Source organism: Bradyrhizobium sp. URHC0002 (genome assembly GCF_054059515.1).
Window position 1 is genome coordinate 4957056 of the sequence record NZ_JBSSCF010000001.1, and the last position, 17251, is coordinate 4974306.

Sequence of the window (17251 nt, forward strand, 5' to 3'; positions counted from 1 at the left end):
TTTAGCGAGCTGTTAACCAGCCGCGCCGCGCCATGGTACCCGCAGGGATCGATATTTAAGATATTTGCGGCACGATCGATGAGGTTGAGTCTTTTTGGCTACCTCATGAACAGTATCGCGAAGTTATTTCGGATCGATGCCGAAAATCACGAATTGATGGGCGCGCAGCTCGCGGCGTTTTCGCGGCAGGTCCCGTTGCTCTATTTTATCCTGAGCGTGAATTCGATTGCGTTGGCGTTTACACATCTGGGCATCGCGCCCCCAAGCCTGACCGTTGCGTTTCCTGGCTTTCTGGTCGGAGCTTGCGCGATCCGTTGCCTGATCTGGCTGCGACGCCGCGACCGCGTGGTCGAGCCGAAGGCCGCGGCCCGCACCCTGCGAGCGACGGTGCTGCTGGGCGGCGCACTGGGCTTTGCGTTCCTGGCGTGGGCGCTGAGCCTGTTTCCGTATGGCGACACCTCCCGCCACGGCCATATCCTGTTCTTCGTCGGCATTACGGTCGTCAGCTGCATCTTCTGCCTGATGCATGTGCGCCCGGCGGCGCTGACCCTGACCGGCACGGTGATCGCACCGTTCGTGATTTTTCTGCTTGCGAGCGGCGACGTGGTTCATATCGCCATCGGATTGAACCTGCTCCTGGTCACGGTCGCGATGATCTACATCCTGATCATCTGTTCCGGGCAGTTCGCCGCGATGGTCAATGGTCAAATAGAGACCAGGCGTCTCAGCAACGAGAACTTCCGTCTTGCCAATGTCGACAGCCTCACCGATCTGCCCAACCGGCGCCAGTTCTTCCACCGGCTGTCGGTTCTCGCCGAACAGGCGAAAACGGCGAACCACAGATTCGTCGTCGGCGTGCTCGATCTCGACGGCTTCAAGGCGGTCAACGATCTCTACGGACACGGGGTCGGCGACCGGGTGTTGCAGGAAACCGGTCAGCGCCTGCTGGAGCTTTCCGGTGACACCCAATTCATCGCGCGTCTCGGCGGCGACGAGTTCGGAATCATCGTCGATGCGGACCTCGATCCCGAGGCTGTTCTAGCGGTCGGCTCGAAGGTCTGCTCCGTTTTCGACGCGCCGTTTTCCGTCGCCGGAATCGTCGCCAAGATCGGCGGCTCGGTGGGATTTGCACTTGCACCCGATGCCGGCACGACGGCGGAGCTGCTCTACGAGCGCGCCGACTACGCGCTCTACCACGCCAAGGCCAGGTACCGCGGCCGGCCGGTGATCTTCTCCAGGGAGCACGAAGTCGAAATCCGCAAGCTGAGCACCATCGAACATACGCTGCGAAGGATCGATCTCGACGCGGAACTGTCGTTGCACTTTCAGCCGATCGTCAATGTGGGGACGGCGCGGCTGGTCGGCTTCGAAGCCCTCGCGCGGTGGCATAATCCCGAACTCGGTGATGTCCCTCCGGACGTCTTCATTTCTGTCGCGGAGCGCACCGAACTGATCGGGACGATCACGCAGGTCCTGTTGCGCAAGGCGTTGGCTGCAGCACGCTCCTGGCCGGAGGATATCTCCCTGTCCTTCAATCTGTCGATGCGCGACCTGATCTCGCAAGTCACCATCCTGCAGACCGTCGCCCTCATCGAAAGCAGCGGCATCGATCCCCGCCGTATCATCATCGAGGTCACCGAGACGGCGTTGATGCAGGATTACGAGCAGGTGCAGGATTCGCTCAGGATCCTGCGATCGATGGGATTGAAGGTGGCGCTGGACGACTTCGGATCGGGACAGTCCAGCCTCAGTTATGTCCATCAATTGTCGCTGGACAAGATCAAGATCGACCGGGGCTTCATTCGCAACATCGCGACGCAGGAGAACGCCCGCAACATCGTCAAGACGGTGATCGACCTGTGCCGCAACCTGAAATTCGATTGCGTGGTCGAAGGTGTGGAAACGGCAGAGCAGGTCGAGATCATCAGCCGTCTCGGCTGCTCGACGATGCAGGGATATTTCTTTGCGAAGCCGATGCCGCAAAGCGAGGTCGAGACCTTCATCGGCAACTACCGCCTGCCGGATAATCCGCGAATGGCTGCGGCCGGGTGAGATTCGATCAACGGCTAATGCCGCAGCTACGATGCCGTTCAGTGCAACGGGCTAGCACCGCAACATGATGGCGACAGCCTGTCATCGATCGAGCGGCCGTCGCAATGTCACCACGCCGTCACCCTTAATGTCGCCAAATTGACGGAACAATTATTCGTTGCCGGCACGATGGTGCCCGGTCTCGCCTCGAACTACTCAACGCTTGAACTGCTCAACGTCCGCAACGCCGACCGGTTGTCGACGCGCGACGCTTTGCGGATAGATCGGGGAGATACGGGCGACGCCGGGCGCTTGCCGGCGATCCGAATTATTCAGTCGTTACAGAGGAATGAGAGTTATGCGTCAAGCAACATCGAAGGCCGTGGCAGGTTCGAGCGCGAACCGCCGACAGGTGCTGTCACTCGCGGCGGGCATAGCCTTGCTCGCGGGCGTCACCACGGCCCACGCGCAGAGCACGGGGATCGTCCCCTGTGACGACTTCCTGACCAAATACGACGCTTGCATCGGCTCCAAGGTCCCCGAGGCACAGCGCGCGATGTACAAGACGCAGATCGACCAGACGCGCAAGGCATGGGTCGACATGGCGAAGAATCCGTCGACGAAGGCGACCATGGAAGCGACCTGCAAGCAGACCCTGGATGCGACGAAGGCCTCGCTCACGGCGCTTGGCTGCACGTTCTGATCGGCCTGCCGCTGAAAAGGAGTGGCGCCGAGCAGGCGCCATTCCTTGACGGCGGCCGGGGCGAGACCGGGAGCGGCCGACGATGCCGGCGCGGCGCTCTTCCGGAACTTTGGGCGAAACCACGCGTGCACCGCCGGCGCGCGATTCACAATCAAGCGGCGCGCCTTCAAGGCGCGGTCTGCAGGCTTCTCTTTATGCCAATTAACCACTTGTTAACCATAACGCCCCAGCATTGCCCCTCTAAAAAGAGTCGCCACGGGCTTTAGTCCGAAGGCGCGATTGATCGTTCATCTTGGGGGCGGGCGGTGGCTCGCGGGGCTCCAGGGAGTAACGTCATGTCGTCATCTGGCGTACGACACCAAGCAAGTCTGGTTTCCGAATTCGTCGCGACGATTTTCGGCGCACTTGGCTTGGGTGTCCTGATAGCGGTTGCGATCATCTGGATTTGTTCCTGATCGATGTGCCCGCTTGTTTTCTGATGGCGCTCACCTGTGAGGGGTGTGGCGGGCCACGGTCGATCAGGATCGGCGCTGTTCGTTCGCGGCGGTCCCTGCTGCCGCAGCCCTGCATCGCTGGCTTGGCACGGCACGCGCCACGGCAGCCTCTTTTCCAGACCGCATATCAGGTCGTGGACGCGATCATTCCGACCCTCATATCCTTGGCGAGATACACGCATGCGTCGTCGGCAAACACGCGGCCGTCAGCAATTCCAACAGCCAGTTTGCCGCGCCTTACCTGGCGCATACTGACCTCGTAGCGCACGCGCTTGATGCCTGGCTTGATGTCTCCCCGGAACTTGACCTCGCCGACGCCGACGGCGCGGCCCTTGCCCGGTGAACCCGACCAGCCAAGCCAATAGCCGACGATTTGCCACATGGCATCCAGACCCAGACATCCCGGCATCACCGGATCGCCGGGGAAGTGACAATCGAAAAACCAGAGGCGAGGGGCGACATCCAGCTCGGCGATGACGTGACCCTTGCCGAATTCGCCGCCGTCCAGGCTGATCTCGGTGATGCGGTCTATCATCAGCATGGGCGGCGCAGGCAGTTGGGCATTGCCCGGGCCGAAATAGCCGCCTTCGCTCGATCTGAGCAGATCTTCCTTCGTGTAGGACGATTGCGGAGCGTGAAAGTCTCTTGGGTTGGACAAGACAAACTCCTTCGGCGTTTGGCTGGCGGTTGCGCAGCGTCAGGCGACTTTGCCGCGACCGTTTTTTTTGATGCCGGCGCCAGCAGTCAGGCGCAGGGCTCCGGTCATGAAGGCCCAAATTTCATCCGTGAGTTTCTCCGGATCGGGTCGCTGTTCGCTCATCAGGGCACCGATAAGGGCCTGGCGAATTCCGCCGCTCATCAGCGCAATGGTGAGATGGGGATCGATGTGATCGGGAACGAAACCGTCACGCTGTGCCGCCTCGATCATGCGTGCGCCACCGGCGAGCTGTTTGTTGGTGAAAGCCCGCTCGATATCGAGCACCTCCGGCGCGCGGCTCAAAGCGCCGATGACGAGGGGAGCGAAGGGGTGGTCGTAGTGGAAGGCGATATAGCAGGCTATTCGCCGTCTCTCTCTGTCCGCCCAGCTTTCCGAGGGCCGGCACGCGTCGTTGAAAACCCCTTCATCGAGGCGGTTGTAAAAAGTTTCGACAACGGCCGCGATCAGGCCCGCCTTCGATCCAAAGTGGTGATAGGCCAGCCCGACCGAAAGCTGCGCCCGCTTCGCGACGGCCTGCATTTCGAGATGCCCATGATTCCGGATGAGTTCGTCCTGGGCTGCCCGGACTAATCTTTCGCGTGTCGCGATCGTTGCGATCATCTCGCCCCAGGAGCTGAATTGAATTCAATTCAATATCGGTTTGAACCGAAATTCAACTCAAAAGTTTTTCGGAAATCGTGACGCATCGGAGCGTGCCCACCATCGGTCGATCGATGCGGCGCGCGGCCTGGCGACCTTCTGGCCGGCGGCACTGCTGCCTTCGTTCACCGAAATGCTGCATTGGACCGACGCGCGCGAGCGGGTGTGGCAGTGTTGGGGGCGGAGAGGGGTTGATCGTGGCAAGTTGGCTCTCAATCCGGGTTTAAGCTATACTCGCTGCCGATTGAACACCTCTACGGCCAAGTCCGGAGGTGGACATGGACGTCATGGCCTGGCTGCGGGACCTCGGACTCGACCGCTATGAGACGACGTTCCGTGACAACGAGATTGACTGGGAAGTGCTCCCCGAGCTCAGCGAGGCTGATCTCGAAAAGCTTGGACTGCCGCTCGGTCCACGCAAGAAGCTCCTGAAGGCCATCGCTGCACTCGGAGCCGAGCGAAGCAGTGCATCGCCTGCCGCAGGCGCAGAGGCCGAGCGCCGGCAACTGACAGTCCTGTTCTGCGATCTTGTCGGCTCCACCGAGCTCTCCGGGAGACTGGACCCGGAGGATCTGAGCGAGGTCATGCGGGCTTACCAGGGGTGCTGCGCCGAAGTGATTGGTCGCTTCTCCGGCTACGTAGCCAAGTATCTGGGTGACGGCGTGCTCGCCTACTTCGGCTATCCCCAGGCGCACGAGGACGACGCAGAACGCGCTGTGCGGGCGGGGCTGGGTCTGGTCGCGGCGGTCACTCAGCTGACGCCGGGACACGACCTCGCCTTGCAGGTACGTGTCGGAATCGCCACCGGCCTGGTCGTCGTGGGCGAGAAGATCGGCACAGGGGCGGCGCAGGAAGAGACAGTGGTCGGTGAAACGCCCAATCTCGCCGCCCGCCTCCAGGCTGAAGCAGGGCCAAACAGCGTCGTCATCGCTGCGAGTACACGCCGCCTGCTCGGCGGCATGTTCGAGTGCAGCGACCTCGGCGAGCGCCGCTTGAAAGGTTTCCCGGCGCGGGTTGGGGTGTGGCAGGTGCTCGGCGAGGGCGCAGCGGCGAGCCGTTTCGAAGCCAGGCGGCTAGCCGGCCTGACCCCGTTCGTCGGCCGCGAGCCGGAACTCGAGCGGCTGCTCGACTGCTGGCGCAAGGCCAAACGGAGCGAGGGCCAAGTGGTGCTGGTCTCGGGTGAGCCGGGCATCGGCAAGTCGCGCCTCGCGCAAACCCTGCGGGGGGTGCTCGATGAGCCGCATACACGCCTAAGCTATCACGGCTCGCCTTTTTACCGCGACAGCGCGCTGCATCCTGTCATTGATCAGCTCGAGCGCGCGGCCGGATTGACCCGGGATGATCGTCCCGAACAGCGCCTGTCCAAGCTCGAGGCCCTGCTGGCCCAATCCGCGTTGGATGTCGACGCCGCGATGCCGCTGATTGCGGCACTCCTCTCAATACCGACGGGCGACCGCTATCCGCTGCTCGCCATGACGCCACAGCGGCGGAAGGACGAGACCTTACAGACCCTTCTGACGCAACTGGCCGGCCTGGCTGCGCGCGAACCAGTGCTGATGATGTTCGAGGATGCGCACTGGATCGATCCCACCTCGATCGAGCTGCTGGGACTCGCAATTGAGCTGGTGCGGCGCTTGCCGGTCCTCGTGGTTATTACCTTCCGGCCTGAGTTTGTTCCCCCGTGGACCGGACAGCCGCATGTCACGTCGCTACTGCTTGAGCGGTTGAGCCGGCTTCAAGGGGCAAAGATGGTGGCGCGGCTGACCGATGGCAGGGCGCTACCGACCGCAATCCTTGAGCAGATCGTTGTGAGGACCGACGGCGTGCCGCTGTTCGTGGAAGAGCTGACGAAGATGGTGCTCGAATCGGGCCTGCTCACGGACCAAGGCGATCATTACGAATTGGCCGGTCCGTTGCCGCCGCTCGGGATCCCGGCGACGCTGCACGACAGTCTGATGGCTCGGCTCGACCGCCTGGCTTCAGTGAAGGAGGTGGCGCAAATTGGTGCCGCGATCGGTCGCGAATTCTCTTACGAGTTATTGGCCACCGTCGCGCCGGTGAAGGAGCGCGAACTGCTGGCTGCCTTGGACCAACTCGCGCGTGCTGGGCTCCTGTTTCGAAAGGATACGCCCGATCAGCCGCAGACTTACACCTTCAAGCACGCGCTCGTGCAGGAAGCGGCGTACCAGAGCCTGCTGCGCAGCAAACGGCAGCGGTTGCACGCTCGTATTGGCAGCGCGCTGGAGGAGCAGTTTCCGGAAACGGCCGAAACCAAACCCGAATTGCTTGCGCACCACTGGGAGCTGGCAAAGGTTATCACGAAGGCGGTCGATTACCGTCTTCGGGCCGGGCATCGGGCGAGTGAGCGTTCTGCGGCACCCGAGGCGATCGCACAGCTGCAAATGGGATTGCAACTGCTGGCAGGCCTTCAGCCCAGCCCGGAGCGGGACCGGCAAGAGCTTCTGTTGCAACTTGCTTTGTTCAGCGTGTTGGTGGGGGTGAGGGGATATGCGGCACCGGAAACCGGGACGGCGCTCACGCGCGCGGGGGAGCTGTGCGGAAGCGCAGGCGATCGCTCACTGATTTTTCCGGTGCTGTACGGGCAGCGCGGGTTTCGCTTCGTCAGAGCGGAACTGGACGCAGCGCGCGAGCTCAATGAAGAAATGCTGCGGCTGGCCCGTGAATCGGGCGACGGCGCTGCTCAGATGACGGCCCACGGCCTCCTCGGAGAGGTCTTCTGTTCCCGTGGCGACTTCTCCCTGGGTCGTGCGCAATTGGAAAAGGCTCTCGCGCTCTACGATCCCGAGCAGCACCATCCTCTCACATTCGTCTATGGCCAGAGCCCTCGCGTGACAGCCCTCTGCTGGTTGTCCTGGACACTCCTCTTCAGCGGCTACCCGGAGCAAGGGCTCAGGAGAATCGGCGAGGCTATTGCTGATGCCGGGCACCTTTCCCACTTCAATACGCTGGCGTACGCGTTGATCTTCAGTTCAGCCGTGCACTACCAGCGCCGCGATCGACAGGCGACCCAGGAGCGATCTGAGGCGCTGATTTCTCTCTGTACCGAGCAGAGGCTTTTTTTCTGGCTTGGTGCGGCCCATTGCCTTCACGGCTGGGCCCTGGCGAGCGGGGGCCATCCCGAGGATGGCATTGCGGAGTTGAACCAGGGAATCGCGGCGTACCGTGCAACGGGAGGGGAACTCTTCATGCCGCTGTTACTGGCCGTGCATGCTGAGACACGGCAGGAGACCGGGCGCTCCGGAGAGGATTCTCTGGATCTATTGAGCGAAGCGGTCTCTCGGACGAGCATGACTGGCGAGCGCTGTTACGAGGCCGAATTGCACCGACTGCGAGGCGAGTGTGTGCTGTCTCTGGCCAGCCCCAATCAAGCAGCTGCCGAAGCGTCGTTTCAACAAGCCATCGAGGTCGCACGGCAGCAAAACGCGAAAATGTGGGAGTTGCGCGGAGCCGCAAGCCTGGCCCGCCTGTGGCGGCGCCAGGGCAGGTGCGCTGAGGCGCGCGATCTGCTCGCGCCGGTCTATGGCTGGTTCACCGAGGGCCTCGACGTTCGCGATCTCGCCGATGCCAGAGCGCTACTTGTCCAACTTGAATAGATGCAAATTTTCGGGGCCAAGCTCGTGTCGTCGGCCGTCGAGCAAACGCGCCACCTGCGGACGCTGACGTGGAAGCGCCGGAGTTGGCAGGTCGTGGTCAGTGGCTGTGCAGCGGTTTCTAATGGCGCGCTCGGAGAGATTCGAACTCCCGACCCTCGGAATCGAAATCCGATCCTGATCGACATGCGGTGAGAACGTTCGTAAACCGGCTCCTCGACCGCACATCATTCAGCTTGTGTCATCGTTTCCCAGCGCGCCATTGTAGGCGCACTCGGCAGTCGGATAGGGACCGAGGGTGGATTGGTACCCCATGCACTGCCAGTACCAATCTTTGTTGATCTGAAAGACAACGAAGCGCGTGTCGTGAAAGCCCGCGTATGGATCAGCCATCATACGCTGCCATCGTCTTTGGCCGGTTTCTTGGCGGACGGCAACCCGGTCACCATCATCGTCAAGGCCGGTGGCGCGGTGCGAATCCCGCTGGAGAGTTTAGCAGTGGCCTGTTTTGGAGTGTGACGCTTATCACAGCCGCCGATCTCGGACCGGCGTATCTGCCGACACGAGGTGAGGAATGGTCCTCCACCCAAGCGGGCAAACCCGATGCCGCCCATGAAGCGAATCTACATTGACGCGCCGTCCTTCGTGGTGGGCATCGTCGCCAGCATCCTCGTTGCCGCCTTCACCGCGCTACTCAGCGCCAGCGACGGAGTGATTGCATGAGCTACAAGAAATTCGGCCGGCTACACTTTGTGCGGTTCGGGCGGTTTTGCTTCAGCTTCTTCATCTCCCGCAAGCCCAGGCAGCTCACGCCAGCGCAGCAGCAGCGCGCACTCAGCCGCGCCGCCAATCGCGATCGCCTTAGCACCAACTGGCGCAGCCGCGGTGATCGCTATTACGACGATCTCGACGTCTTCAATGCCGCATGGGAAGCCCGCGTCACCGCCTCCGGCGGCTTCGATACCTCCACCCGCTCACCGATAACTTCGTAAGGCAACATCAAAGCACTCTTGCCGAACTGCGCAACGGCCACCGCCAGCCGGCTGGGTGGCTTCGCGCATTGCAGCCGTAACACTCCCTGCCATTTCCGAAATCGGCAGGTAAGCACGAGACCTGATCCTCCGCGAGCGGCGTGATCTCTATCACGCCCCGCGATGGCGAAAACGGGTAGCTCTGCGCTCATATCCGTGAAAAGCATTTTCCAGCAGGGCGTCCCAAATGAAGATTAGCTTCGAAACAATTAGTCGCTTGACTGACCGTGACCCTCACTCCTCCCTGCACGGTCAGTCCGACTGGGCCACTGCTCCTCCAGAGCGTGGTCCAGCACCCAAACGACGCGGAGCAACGGCCATGACCTTTTCCCTGCGGAGCTTGGCGCTCGCAATACTTGCGATCGCGGCGCTTGCCGGGGGTGCGGTCGCCCTGACACGCTCGAAGCCGATCGACAGTGCTGTGCTGGGCCCCGAATGGCAGTGCCACAAGACCGCTTTCGTGATCACGACTTGCACGTTGCGGACCCCGTCGCAGGCAGTGCCTGCGTCGTTGACCGCGAGAGCCGATCGACAAATCTTTGGCCCGATCCGATAGCGGGCAACCACGTCACGCACCCATGATCGATTATTAGCACTTCCCTTGCAGACTAATCGGCGGCTGGAGGAAATTTCAGTGCTCCAGTGCGTAACCGGCGGCGCGCCCGGCCAGCATATTCGGCCGGCGCGGCGTTGTGCGTTAGTCCCTTGCGGACATCCAGCGGCAGCCTTCCGATGTCCGCACGCGGGGCGCTTCCGGTTTCCGAATTGGCCGCGCTGCTGCCTGAAAGAAACAAAGCGTTAGTTAAGCGGCTCGCGGTAAGAAATCCGGGAAGTGGCGGATGAATATCAGCGCAAGATGCGGGTTGCTTCTAGAGCCGCTGAGCGGTCTCTCACCGACGTATACCTAAGGGTCGAACGGTGGAAGCTAGACTTGCGATTGACGTCCGCCCGCAGGCAGAATTAATCCGAGTTGGTAAGCGCGTCGCCTGACAGAAGCTGTGTGGCGTTTAAGCTGCTTCGCGATCGATGGCGCACTTGTCTTCAGTTGCGCGAGTTCGATCAAGAGCTTGACCTCATCTTCGGTCCAAACACGCGGTTTTGCGGGCTCTATTGCCATCGCTCACTCCAGCGAATTGAACCTGAATGAATTGCAAGGACGATTCGGGCGCTACGAAGGCGGAGATTGCCTCATCCATTGGCGCGCGCATTCAGATATCCCTCACCGGGCGCGATCCCAGCGATCCGGGAAGTGACCAGACCGTCTGGGCGTCGGAGCATACAAGGTGAGAGTGCCACATGATCTGGTTGGCAAATTATCAATCTCTAGCGGATGGTGGCTCCCCCAAAGTACAGGGCCTCCTGGCTGTGGACAGGCGTCACATCACCGTAAACGCGACACGGCCCAGGGCCCCCATCCGCTGTCGCAGCAAACTACACTGCTGCTGGCACTTTTCGGACATACCGAACCGACCCAGGCGAGGTCCGCTGTTGGGAGACGAGCAGACACGGCTGTAGCGTGGCTCGAAGTCCGAGTGTGACCCTAAGCAGACATCGCGCTGGCTCAGCCGACGTTTGCATTTGACCCGCAGCAGACGCGGTCGGGTTCTGGCTGAAGTCAGCTTTAACCCACAGCAGGGATCACCAGCCGGGGTGTGCGCTCAGGTGAGGAGGGCGACATCGCGCCGCGTCAGATACCTCGCGGGTCGAGGTTCGGGTTCGAGGCCACGTACTCGATATCGCTATGGGCAATGCCGATATCGTGCAGGTCGCGGCCGTTCAGGGCGTACAAGGCGGCCCGCACCTTCTCGCGTTTACGTCGTTCCTGAAGCGCACTCCAGCATCGCCTGATGAAGCCAGGGACTTGCCGGGTCGACACGGAGGGCTGTCCTATTACGGTTATCGTGCTCATGGCGGTCTCTCCTCGGGTGTTGTTTCGGCCCAGAGGATGCCAGGGCATGAGCTGGCGCGCTTTACTTGCTCCTTACATTTTGGTCACCGGCAGCTTAATCTTTGCCTTACCGGCGTGTTGGGCCCCGACGTTCGGCGGCTGCTTGGGGGACGCAGCTTGCGCTACCTCTTCGAGAACTGCGCTTTGGACACCGACCGCCGCGAGCTTCTTCGCGGCGCTGAACTGGTCGCTATCCCGCCGCAGGTCTTCGACTTGCTGGACTACCTGATCCGCAACAGGGAGCGTGTCGTTAGCAAGGATGACCTGATCGAGGCCATCTGGAACGGGCGTATTGTCTCCGAAACGGCACTCACGACCCGCCTGAATGCCGCGCGAAATGCAATCGGTGATACAGGCGAGGAACAGCGCCTCATCAAAACATTGCCGCGAAAGGGCTTCCGCTTTGTCGGAACAGTGCGGGAAGCGCAGGGAGCCGCAGGCGCGGCAGTCACCGATAACGCCGTAGAACCGTCGAAACCCGCCCTTACGCTGCCCGATAAGCCTTCGATCGCGGTGTTGCCATTCCACAACCTGTCAGGTGATCCCGAACAGGAGTATTTCGCGGACGGGATGGTCGATGACATCATCACCGCGCTATCTCATTTCAAGGCGCTGTTCGTCATCGCCCGCAACTCGAGTTTCACATACAAGGGGCGCGCCGTCGATGTGAAGCAAGTCGGACGAGAGCTTGGGGTGCGCTACGTGTTGGAAGGCAGCGTTCGCAAAGCGGAAAACCGGGTGCGCATCACGGGACAGCTCGTCGATACCGCCACTGGGGCACATCTTTGGGCGGAACGGTTTGATGGCGGGCTCAGTGACATCTTTGATCTGCAGGACCGGGTGACTGAGAGCGTTGTCGGGGCGATCGCGCCAGCGGTGGAAAAAGCTGAGATCGAGCGTGCCAAGCGCAGGCCGACCGAAAGTCTCGACGCCTATGCCCTCTATTTGCGCGGTTTGGCTAAGCTTTATCAGTTTAATAGTCGGCAAGCGAACGACGAGGCATTGCGCCTGTTCAACTGCGCGATCGAGCTCGACCCGGATTTTGCGTCCGCCTACGGTCGTGCAACCGTTTGCTACGTCATAGCCAAGGGCAATGGCTGGATTTCGGTCACAGGGAACGAGATTGCCGAAGTGACGAGGCTCGCACAGCGGGCGGTTGAACTGGGCAAAGATGATGCGATGGCGCTCGCCGCGAGCGGATGGGCGTTGGCGTTTGTTGTTCTCGATCTCGGGGGAGGCGCGGCCTTAATCGATCGCGCGCTGGGGCTCAATTCTAACTTGGCCGAGGCATGGCATTACAGCGGCTGGGTGAAAATCTACCTCGGGGAACCGAAACTGGCGATCGAGCGCTTCGCGCGTGCCATGCGCCTGAGCCCACTGGATCCGTGGGTAACAAGAGGGCTGAGCGGGACCGCGCATGCACTTTTCTTCCTGGGCCGCCATGATCAGGCGGCATCGTGGGCGGCAATGGCATCGCAGGACAATCCGGACTATCAACCTGGATTACGGATCGATGCCGCGAGCAATGCAATGGCCGGACGGCCCGAGCAAGCACATAGGGCAATGGCTCGGCTGCGGCGACTGAACCCCGTGCTGCGTGTTTCCAATCTCAAAGCCGTGCTGGGCCCTTGGCGGGCCGACGATCTCTCGCGATATGAAGAAGGATTGCGGCAAGCCGGGCTGCCCGAATGACCACGCGCTGCCAGATGCTCGCCCATGGCAACAAGGTGATCGAAAGAGGCACTTCCGTTGTTGGCACCTTTGAGACATGCCCGCCTATCCTGAGAATGTCCGTTCACCGGGGTAGACCGGAAGTCGCCGTGATCCGGCCAAACCGACGCGAATGACCGACCCAAGGCGGACATCGGCTGCGCCCCGCGGACTAGCTACCAAAGTCACTTTCAGCCCCTTCCAGTGTGCCGGAATACCAGGGCCGCATCGCGGCGTTCACCCAAGCGCTGACGAACTTAGGCTGGATCGACGGCAGCAACATGCGGATCGACACTCGGTGGGGCACGACCGATTCCGACCTTCGCGTGCATGCGGCCGAATTAACCTCGCTCTCGCTCGATGTCATCGTGGCTGCTACTGACACGGCAACCGTAGCTCCATTGCTACAGGCGACCCACACGGCGCCGATCGTCTTCTTGGTGGTCATCGATGAGTTCTTCTCAGTTTGACTCCAAGCCGACATCCACAAACGAGGATCATTCTGGCCAAGGGGTTTCGCCCTGGCGTAGCCAAAGCTGAGTCCCATTGTGGGGCGCCGGTGATTTCTGTCACAGATGGAAAAGCCAGCCTCGTGTACCAACACGCTCAGTGAGGCGCTGGCTTGCTTCGAGCCAGATGTTGTTCACACGCAAACCCAAAGGATGGAAATCATGAAAGTAGTGCATGAACTGATCGATGCGGAACTCGACGCGGTGTGCGGCGGGATCTTCGACTTCACCAACCTGTCCAACAACATCGTCGCGCAGGCGAACAATGCCACGCAGGTTGGTGTGGCTCAGGGCGGCTCCAGCGTTTTCGGTGCCGGTGGTGCTGCTAACGTCGCGCAGCTGCTCGCCCAGTCGAACACCAGCTCGATCGGCTAACTTACGGGAGCCCGCACACCCCTGGCTGCTCCCGAGGTGTGCGGGTTACTCATTTCAATCGACAGTTTTCATGGACACGAGCACCCTCGCTCAATGAATTAATACTTTGCGGAATTGGCCCGGCCTGAAATAAACAGAACGCTGCCAGTGGACCTAGACAAGGCGCTGCGCCGCGAGCGCGTCGGCCTTTATGCCTTTACCATGCAGGGCCTCTACGCGACCGGGGTCGCCGCCGTGGCACTCGGCATCGCGCGCCATGCTGTCCGAGCTCATCACGTTGGCGCCCCACAAGGCGCCGCGGGGCCTCCGGCTCGCAGACAATGCGGTCATGCAGGCCGACCTGGCACGCGCGAAAGCGCGGCTCGGCGAGCGCCTACCTCATCGACACGCTCACAATGCGGAGGCCGACGACGTGGCGCCGATCGATGTCACCAATCGGGCCCGTGTGCGACTCGCCTGCGCCAACGCGATCCCGGGCGAGGTCGAGCTGGGAGACTTCGCAAGGGAGCGGGCGTCGGCGCGATCTTCCCGGGCAGTCCGTTCGAGCAGCGCTTCCGCGACATGCACACGCTTTATCAGCAGTTCCAGGCACGCATCGATCATTTGCTGTGCGAGCAAAGTCACACACACAGCGTAAATCCAACGGTGCGTAGCCAAAGCTGACTGCCACCGTGGGGCGCCTGTGATTTCTGTCACAGATAGAAAAGCCGGCCTCCGGTATCAAACACGAGTGAGGCGCTGGCACGCTTTGAGCCAGATGTTGTTCACATGCAAACCCCTGAGGATCAAAGTCATGAGTGAAATGCGTGAACTGATCGATGCGGAACTCGACACCGTGTGTGGAGGGCATCACGGGTGTCACGGACATCACGGCCATCACGGGCACCAGGGGAATCAGGGGAATCAGGGGCTCTTCGACTTCGGCAATATCGGCAGTTTCAGTTTCGGCAATTTCAGTTTCGGCAATATCGTCAATTTCGGCAATATCGTCATACAGCCGACCATTGCCTTGCAGATTGGTGTGGCTGTCGGCGGTGAGGCCAGCGTCACACAGGCGCTCAGTCAGCTGAACTTCAGCTCCATCGCCTCCGACTCCGGATCGCGGCTTGTTGGCGGCTTCGGCCATGCGTGAGGAAACCGTCGCATTAGATTGCGGATGCCCGCACGCTCCTTGGCTGCTCTCGAGGGTGTTCAGATACAAATTCAATCGAGAATTTTCATAGACACGACACGCGCACCCTCGCTCAAGGCATTTCGGGAAGGGCTCGACACGGTGTCGATGCCCAACGAGCGTACCTGCCCAGAGATGCATCCCTCTACGCGCAAGTTCGTATCCATTCCGATCTCCTGACCGCCCAAGTCAGCGGCGGATGGAAATTTGTACGATTTGATGACCACTTGCTACAGTCGCTTCGTTTGCTGGCGTGTGGAGGCGATATCGTGGACGCGGTCGCCGCTGCCAATGACCCCGTCCAGATGATCGACACACCTCGATTGTCCGCGTGGATTAGCATCGAGTGTGCATCATCCGGAACAGAGTTCAGTCGATGGGACTGTCTCGCCATGCCGCAACCGGCTCCGAAGCAGCAGGCATAGAACGAGTCTGTTCGCGCCGAAGATACCTGTACCCGCGACACGGCGCGTCTCGTGCGCTTGCGCGCTGAGCCTACGCTCGAGGCTATCACCCAGTTAGAGAAGGAGTTGGGGTGCGAGCAGTTCCGGTCTCACGCCGCCGACCGCGCGAGAGCGTCGGCCCCTGATCTCGTTCGGACAACCTGCGATTCGGCACTTCGATCGAACGATCGCGCCAAAGGCGAAACGCTCCGCACGGTTGCTGCTGAACAGTGGAGATGACGAAGATGAAGCGCCTCCCACGATGCCGCAACGTGTTGTCCCGATCACGACATAGCCGCGTGTTTGACGCTGCATCCAACGCCGTTCGCCGCGCGCCGCCTGGCGTACGACATGGTCAGGTCATAGCGCTTGGTCAGCTTCCCAAAATCCTTGGGAAGCTTGAATCACTGCTCGCCGATTTTAGCCACTACGATTGAGTACAAGCCCTTGTCAGCAATACCGTAACACCGGCCCTGCGCGGCCTGGTCCAATACCGATCGCGGGTTGTCCAGACAGTCGGATCAGGGGGTGACGCTCTCGCGCAGTCGGCGGAGCTGGGACCGGAGCTGTTCGCAGCCCAATTCCTTCTCGAACTTGGTAATCGCCTCGAATGTAGGCTGCTCAGCGCGCAGGCGTGCCAGACGCGCCCTATCAAGGGCACAGGCATCTTCGGCGCGAACGGGTTCGCTCTGCGCCTGCTGCCTCAGGGCCGGTTGCGGTGCGGCATTTACGCCAGGGGACGGAGTTGTATCGCTGACGAAGCTCTCGAAGAGGCGCTGCACTTGCGGGCGCAGCCGGCTGCAGGCGACCTCGCGCTGGAGCTTGACGATCTCGTCGGGCACAGGGTTGGAGCGCAGACGCGCCAGGCGCGTTTCGTCGCGGACACAGGGGTCTGCGGGCTCGATCGCCGCCTGGGCCCCAAGCGGTGATCTGAGGGGGTCCTCCTTCGCGGCCGGCGGCGTGATTGCTGGCGCCGTTGGATTGACCCCGGCAACACTCGGCTTTGGCAGGGCCGGAACCGAAACCGGCGGGGGGCTTGGCGCAGCCGCCGCAGGCTGCAGCACCGGCGCGACATTTGGCGGATCCGGCAGCGGCACCAAGGCGATGGTTGAGCCGCCGAGAGAGCCATAGATGAACGGCTCCTGCCGTCCACCGGTCATGGCGATAACTGCATCGCGGACGCGGCCAAGCGCGATCCGAATATCGACGCCGGGCGCGGCAAGGTGCCGCAGCAGCGCGGTTGCGTAGGGACTATTGAAGCCGTCGCCGTCATAGGAAATCGAGCCGGCCTTTGCCGCGTAGGCCACCAGCGTATCGGCGCTGACTTCATCAAGCTTCGCCAGCCCGCCTCTGGTCGCCGCGCGGCCTGCGGAGCGCAGCTTGGTCGCGAACGGGTTGTCGCGACAGGCGTCGAGCAGGATCAAACGCAGGCGGCGTACCGGCTGAAGCGCCCAGATGATGCGGTCGAGTGCGATAGCTTCATCGTCGACGTCGTAGTCGCGGCTCAGCTTGGCGTCGACCGGTATCAGATAATTGGTGCCGCTGATCTCGATGCCATGCCCGGCGTAATAGACCACCGCAATATCAGCGTTCTCTGCCGTGATGAGGAATTCGCGCACAGTGCGCTTGAAGTCGACGACGCCGAGATCAGTGCGTGAAAAGACGACGTCGAAGCCGATCGATTTGAAAAGCGCTTCCATCGAATAGGAGTCATTAGTGGTATTGGACAGCGTGGCTGCGTTCTTGTAGGCGGAGTTTCCAATCACCAGCGCGACACGACGCTCCGCTGCGGCCGCATTGGAGAACATCGCGCCGATGGCGAGACAGAGGCCGAAAATCATGAGTTGGCGCAGTTTCATGGCTGCATC

Annotated in this window: 13 protein-coding genes and 1 tRNA gene; 9 read left to right on the top strand and 5 right to left on the bottom strand. The window is 61.4% G+C overall.

Going from position 1 to position 17251, the window contains the following annotated elements; all coding sequences use genetic code 11:
• Positions 1-105 precede the first annotated feature (105 nt).
• A complete protein-coding gene (locus tag ACVWVY_RS24075) occupies positions 106-2052 on the top strand; it encodes a putative bifunctional diguanylate cyclase/phosphodiesterase (protein ID WP_456628705.1) in 1947 nt (648 codons plus the stop codon).
• A gap of 337 nt (positions 2053-2389) precedes the next feature.
• Positions 2390-2734: a hypothetical protein gene (locus ACVWVY_RS24080; protein ID WP_456628706.1), complete on the top strand. Its 345-nt coding sequence runs from the start codon at positions 2390-2392 to the stop codon at positions 2732-2734.
• A gap of 621 nt (positions 2735-3355) precedes the next feature.
• Here ACVWVY_RS24080 and fabA read toward each other — a convergent pair.
• On the bottom strand, positions 3356-3886 hold the full coding sequence (fabA, locus tag ACVWVY_RS24085) for a bifunctional 3-hydroxydecanoyl-ACP dehydratase/trans-2-decenoyl-ACP isomerase (protein WP_456628707.1): 531 nt from the start codon (positions 3884-3886) through the stop codon (positions 3356-3358).
• 39 nt (positions 3887-3925) lie between these two features.
• A complete protein-coding gene (locus ACVWVY_RS24090) occupies positions 3926-4546 on the bottom strand; it encodes a TetR/AcrR family transcriptional regulator (protein WP_456628708.1) in 621 nt (206 codons plus the stop codon).
• A gap of 317 nt (positions 4547-4863) precedes the next feature.
• On the opposite strand from ACVWVY_RS24090, the gene ACVWVY_RS24095 reads away from it, so the two are divergent.
• A complete protein-coding gene (locus ACVWVY_RS24095; RefSeq protein WP_456628709.1) occupies positions 4864-8199 on the top strand; it encodes an AAA family ATPase in 3336 nt (1111 codons plus the stop codon).
• A 122-nt stretch (positions 8200-8321) separates the two neighbouring features.
• Here the strand turns inward: ACVWVY_RS24095 and ACVWVY_RS24100 are convergent.
• Positions 8322-8420 (bottom strand) — tRNA-Ser (locus ACVWVY_RS24100).
• A 79-nt stretch (positions 8421-8499) separates the two neighbouring features.
• Here ACVWVY_RS24100 and ACVWVY_RS24105 point away from each other — a divergent pair.
• Positions 8500-8715, top strand: coding sequence for a hypothetical protein (locus tag ACVWVY_RS24105; protein ID WP_456628710.1), 216 nt, complete (start codon positions 8500-8502; stop codon positions 8713-8715).
• 200 nt (positions 8716-8915) lie between these two features.
• Complete coding sequence (locus ACVWVY_RS24110) at positions 8916-9188, top strand: hypothetical protein (protein ID WP_456628711.1); 273 nt, start codon at positions 8916-8918, stop codon at positions 9186-9188.
• A 1726-nt stretch (positions 9189-10914) separates the two neighbouring features.
• On the opposite strand, the gene ACVWVY_RS24115 is transcribed toward ACVWVY_RS24110, so the two are convergent.
• Positions 10915-11136 carry a DUF1127 domain-containing protein gene (locus ACVWVY_RS24115; RefSeq protein WP_456628712.1) on the bottom strand — a complete coding sequence of 74 codons (222 nt, stop codon included), beginning with the start codon at positions 11134-11136 and terminating at the stop codon, positions 10915-10917.
• Positions 11137-11292: 156 nt separating this feature from the next.
• Between ACVWVY_RS24115 and ACVWVY_RS24120 the strand changes: the two genes are divergently transcribed.
• The 4 genes from ACVWVY_RS24120 to ACVWVY_RS24135 all read left to right on the top strand — a co-directional run bounded on the left by ACVWVY_RS24120 (position 11293) and on the right by ACVWVY_RS24135 (position 14901).
• The gene (locus tag ACVWVY_RS24120; RefSeq protein ID WP_456628713.1) at positions 11293-12867 is read left to right on the top strand and encodes a winged helix-turn-helix domain-containing tetratricopeptide repeat protein; all 1575 of its coding nucleotides are present in this window, start codon (positions 11293-11295) and stop codon (positions 12865-12867) included.
• Between the two features lie 224 nt (positions 12868-13091).
• On the top strand, positions 13092-13355 hold the full coding sequence (locus ACVWVY_RS24125; protein ID WP_456628714.1) for a hypothetical protein: 264 nt from the start codon (positions 13092-13094) through the stop codon (positions 13353-13355).
• A 201-nt stretch (positions 13356-13556) separates the two neighbouring features.
• The gene (locus ACVWVY_RS24130; protein WP_456628715.1) at positions 13557-13769 is read left to right on the top strand and encodes a hypothetical protein; all 213 of its coding nucleotides are present in this window, start codon (positions 13557-13559) and stop codon (positions 13767-13769) included.
• 793 nt (positions 13770-14562) lie between these two features.
• Positions 14563-14901 (top strand): hypothetical protein, encoded by a 339-nt coding sequence (locus ACVWVY_RS24135; protein WP_456628716.1) that lies wholly within the window; start codon positions 14563-14565, stop codon positions 14899-14901.
• 1003 nt (positions 14902-15904) lie between these two features.
• Here ACVWVY_RS24135 and ACVWVY_RS24140 read toward each other — a convergent pair.
• Positions 15905-17242, bottom strand: a complete 1338-nt coding sequence (locus ACVWVY_RS24140) for a caspase family protein (protein ID WP_456628717.1) — start codon at positions 17240-17242, stop codon at positions 15905-15907.
• Positions 17243-17251 lie beyond the last annotated feature (9 nt).

Excerpts from the sequence above, each read along its gene's own strand:
- ACVWVY_RS24135 (WP_456628716.1), top strand. The coding sequence starts at position 14,563 with ATGAGTGAAATGCGTGAACTGATCGATGCGGAACTCGACACCGTGTGT.
- ACVWVY_RS24080 (WP_456628706.1), top strand. The coding sequence starts at position 2,390 with ATGCGTCAAGCAACATCGAAGGCCGTGGCAGGTTCGAGCGCGAACCGC.
- ACVWVY_RS24130 (WP_456628715.1), top strand. The coding sequence starts at position 13,557 with ATGAAAGTAGTGCATGAACTGATCGATGCGGAACTCGACGCGGTGTGC.
- ACVWVY_RS24110 (WP_456628711.1), top strand. The coding sequence starts at position 8,916 with ATGAGCTACAAGAAATTCGGCCGGCTACACTTTGTGCGGTTCGGGCGG.
- ACVWVY_RS24090 (WP_456628708.1), bottom strand. The coding sequence starts at position 4,546 with ATGATCGCAACGATCGCGACACGCGAAAGATTAGTCCGGGCAGCCCAG.
- ACVWVY_RS24140 (WP_456628717.1), bottom strand. The coding sequence starts at position 17,242 with ATGAAACTGCGCCAACTCATGATTTTCGGCCTCTGTCTCGCCATCGGC.
- ACVWVY_RS24095 (WP_456628709.1), top strand. The coding sequence starts at position 4,864 with ATGGACGTCATGGCCTGGCTGCGGGACCTCGGACTCGACCGCTATGAG.
- ACVWVY_RS24115 (WP_456628712.1), bottom strand. The coding sequence starts at position 11,136 with ATGAGCACGATAACCGTAATAGGACAGCCCTCCGTGTCGACCCGGCAA.
- ACVWVY_RS24075 (WP_456628705.1), top strand. The coding sequence starts at position 106 with ATGAACAGTATCGCGAAGTTATTTCGGATCGATGCCGAAAATCACGAA.